The organism is Salegentibacter sediminis (assembly GCF_002078605.1).
GTDB classification, from domain to species: Bacteria; Bacteroidota; Bacteroidia; order Flavobacteriales; family Flavobacteriaceae; genus Salegentibacter; species Salegentibacter sediminis.
Genome location: NZ_MSJR01000018.1, coordinates 1 through 3,410, shown reverse-complemented (window position 1 = coordinate 3,410; position 3,410 = coordinate 1). Strand labels below are relative to the sequence as shown.

At 48.8% G+C, this 3,410-nt stretch carries 2 tRNA genes and 1 rRNA gene; all 3 read left to right on the top strand.

Annotation, left to right across the window (positions count from 1 at the left end):
- Positions 1-2 precede the first annotated feature (2 nt).
- Positions 3-76: transfer RNA gene (locus BUW93_RS14810), tRNA-Ile, on the top strand.
- Positions 77-224: 148 nt separating this feature from the next.
- Positions 225-298, top strand: a tRNA-Ala gene (locus tag BUW93_RS14805).
- Positions 299-540: 242 nt separating this feature from the next.
- A 23S ribosomal RNA gene (locus BUW93_RS14800) occupies positions 541-3,379 on the top strand.
- Positions 3,380-3,410: the final 31 nt, after the last annotated feature.

Sequence of the window (3,410 nt, the reverse complement as noted above, 5' to 3'; positions counted from 1 at the left end):
ACAGTCTCATAGCTCAGCTGGTTAGAGCGCTACACTGATAATGTAGAGGTCGGCAGTTCGAGTCTGCCTGAGACTACGAGCATCGCAGATGCGAGTATGCTGAACTTGATTCAGCATCTTAGTTGAAGGCGATATAAAAGTTCATTTGAAATAGGAAATTTTAGAGGTTGAGTAGCCGTTATAAGTACTGTTAACTGATAACTGTTAACTGACAACTGAAACACGGGGGATTAGCTCAGCTGGCTAGAGCGCCTGCCTTGCACGCAGGAGGTCATCGGTTCGACTCCGATATTCTCCACGATTCTTTAGATCTAGGGGAGATAGGTAATACAAACATCAGGAAACGCGAAAGCATATTCGTTTGGTTGCCATCGAGTTTAGATTGTTATAGAGGAAAAAAGTTCATTGACATATTGAGAAACAAAGAATACGAGAAAACTACAGTTATAGAATTTATTTTTATAACGAGGTAAATTAAATTAATAGAATACTTAGTGATTTATATAATAGGTCACGAGAAATTCGAGCATAAGCAAGAAGCATACAAGCTAGATAAGGGCGTATGGGGAATGCCTAGGCTCTCAGAGGCGAAGAAGGACGTGATAAGCTGCGAAAAGCTGCGGGGACTGGCACATACAGGTTGATCCGCAGGTATCCGAATGGGGCAACCCACCATATTGAAGGTATGGTACTCCGTAAGGAGGGCAAACCCGGGGAACTGAAACATCTAAGTACCCGGAGGAAGAGAAAACAATAGTGATTGCGCTAGTAGCGGCGAGCGAACGTGCATTAGCCCAAACCATATAGTTTACGGACTGTATGGGGTTGTAGGACCACAATATTTGTTGCAAACGGAATTAGAACAGGTTGGAAAGCCTGGCCATAGACGGTGACAGCCCGGTATAGGTAATGAATGCAATGATAGTGGTATCCTGAGTAGTGCGGGGCACGAGAAACCCTGTATGAATCTGCCGGGACCATCCGGTAAGGCTAAATACTCCTGAGAGACCGATAGTGAACCAGTACCGTGAGGGAAAGGTGAAAAGAACCCTGAACAAGGGAGTGAAACAGATCCTGAAACCATACGCTTACAAGCGGTCGGAGCCCTTTGGGGTGACGGCGTGCCTTTTGCATAATGAGCCTACGAGTTACCGTTTCCAGCAAGGTTAAGTGATTCAGTCATGGAGCCGTAGCGAAAGCGAGTCTGAACAGGGCGTTTAAAGTTGGTAATGGTAGACGCGAAACCGTGTGATCTACCCTTGGGCAGGTTGAAGCTGTGGTAACACATAGTGGAGGACCGAACCCGTTGACGTTGAAAAGTCTTGGGATGACCTGAGGGTAGGGGTGAAAGGCCAATCAAACTCGGAAATAGCTCGTACTCCCCGAAATGCATTTAGGTGCAGCGATATGATAGTTTTATAGAGGTAGAGCTACTGATTGGATGCGGGGGCTTCACCGCCTACCAATTCCTGACAAACTCCGAATGCTATAAAATGTTTTATATCAGTGAGGGCATGGGTGCTAAGGTCCGTGTCCGAGAGGGAAAGAACCCAGACCATCAGCTAAGGTCCCAAAATATATGTTAAGTTGAAGAAACGCGGTTGGACTGCCCAGACAGCTAGGATGTTGGCTTGGAAGCAGCCATTCATTTAAAGAGTGCGTAACAGCTCACTAGTCGAGCGGTCCGGCATGGATAATAATCGGGCATAAACATATTACCGAAGCTATGGATTTTGTACAAGAGTACAGAGTGGTAGGGGAGCATTGTAACAACGGTGAAGGTGACTTGCGAGAGTTGCTGGAGTGGTTACAAAAGAAAATGTAGGCATAAGTAACGATAATGCAGGCGAGAAACCTGCACACCGAAAGACTAAGGTTTCCCCAGCTATGCTAATCAGCTGGGGGTTAGTCGGGACCTAAGGCGAACCCGAAGGGGGTAGTCGATGGACAACAGATTAATATTTCTGTACTTGCCCCACGTTAAAGCGGACGGAGGCGAACAGTTGGTGCGTGCTGACGGAATAGCACGTTGAAGGGAGTGGTAACACCCCGATAGTACACAAAAGCTTCGGCCGGCGTGATAATCCAGCGAATCGACTTCCAAGAAAAGCGAGTGGAGGCAACCCGTACCGCAAACCGACACAGGTAGTTGGGATGAGAATTCTAAGGTGCTCGAGAGATTCATGGCTAAGGAACTAGGCAAAATGGGCCCGTAACTTCGGGAGAAGGGTCGCCCATCTTCGGATGGGCCGCAGTGAAGAGGTCCAGGCGACTGTTTATCAAAAACACAGGGCTCTGCTAAATCGAAAGATGATGTATAGGGCCTGACACCTGCCCGGTGCTGGAAGGTTAAGAGGAGATGTTAGCCCTTGTGGCGAAGCATTGAATTGAAGCCCCAGTAAACGGCGGCCGTAACTATAACGGTCCTAAGGTAGCGAAATTCCTTGTCGGGTAAGTTCCGACCTGCACGAATGGTGCAACGATCTGGACACTGTCTCAGCCATGAGCTCGGTGAAATTGTAGTATCGGTGAAGATGCCGATTACCCGCTACGGGACGAAAAGACCCCGTGCACCTTTACTATAGCTTAGTATTGACTTTGGACAAGTGATGTGTAGGATAGGTGGGAGACTTTGAAGCGCCGTCGCCAGGCGGTGTGGAGTCATTGTTGAAATACCACCCTTTACTTGTTCGGAGCCTAACCTCATTAGATGAGGGACAGTGCTTGGTGGGTAGTTTGACTGGGGTGGTCGCCTCCAAAAGAGTAACGGAGGCTTCTAAAGGTTCCCTCAGCACGCTTGGTAACCGTGCGTAGAGTGCAATGGCAAAAGGGAGCTTGACTGAGAGACATACAGGTCGATCAGGTACGAAAGTAGAGCATAGTGATCCGGTGACACCGCATGGAAGGGTCATCGCTCAAAGGATAAAAGGTACGCCGGGGATAACAGGCTGATCTCCCCCAAGAGCTCACATCGACGGGGGGGTTTGGCACCTCGATGTCGGCTCGTCACATCCTGGGGCTGGAGAAGGTCCCAAGGGTTGGGCTGTTCGCCCATTAAAGTGGCACGCGAGCTGGGTTCAGAACGTCGTGAGACAGTTCGGTCTCTATCTGTAGTGGGCGTTAGAAATTTGAGTGGACCTGACTCTAGTACGAGAGGACCGAGTTGGACTAACCTCTGGTGTATCTGTTGTTCCGCCAGGAGCATTGCAGAGTAGCTACGTTGGGAAGGGATAAGCGCTGAAAGCATATAAGCGCGAAACCCACCACAAGATGAGATTTCTTTAAAGGACCGTGGGAGACGACCACGTTGATAGGCCACAGGTGTAAAGGCAGCAATGTCATAGCCAAGTGGTACTAATAATCCGTAAAGCTTGATGCGATTCCTCCTATCCTGCAAGGGATGGGAGGAG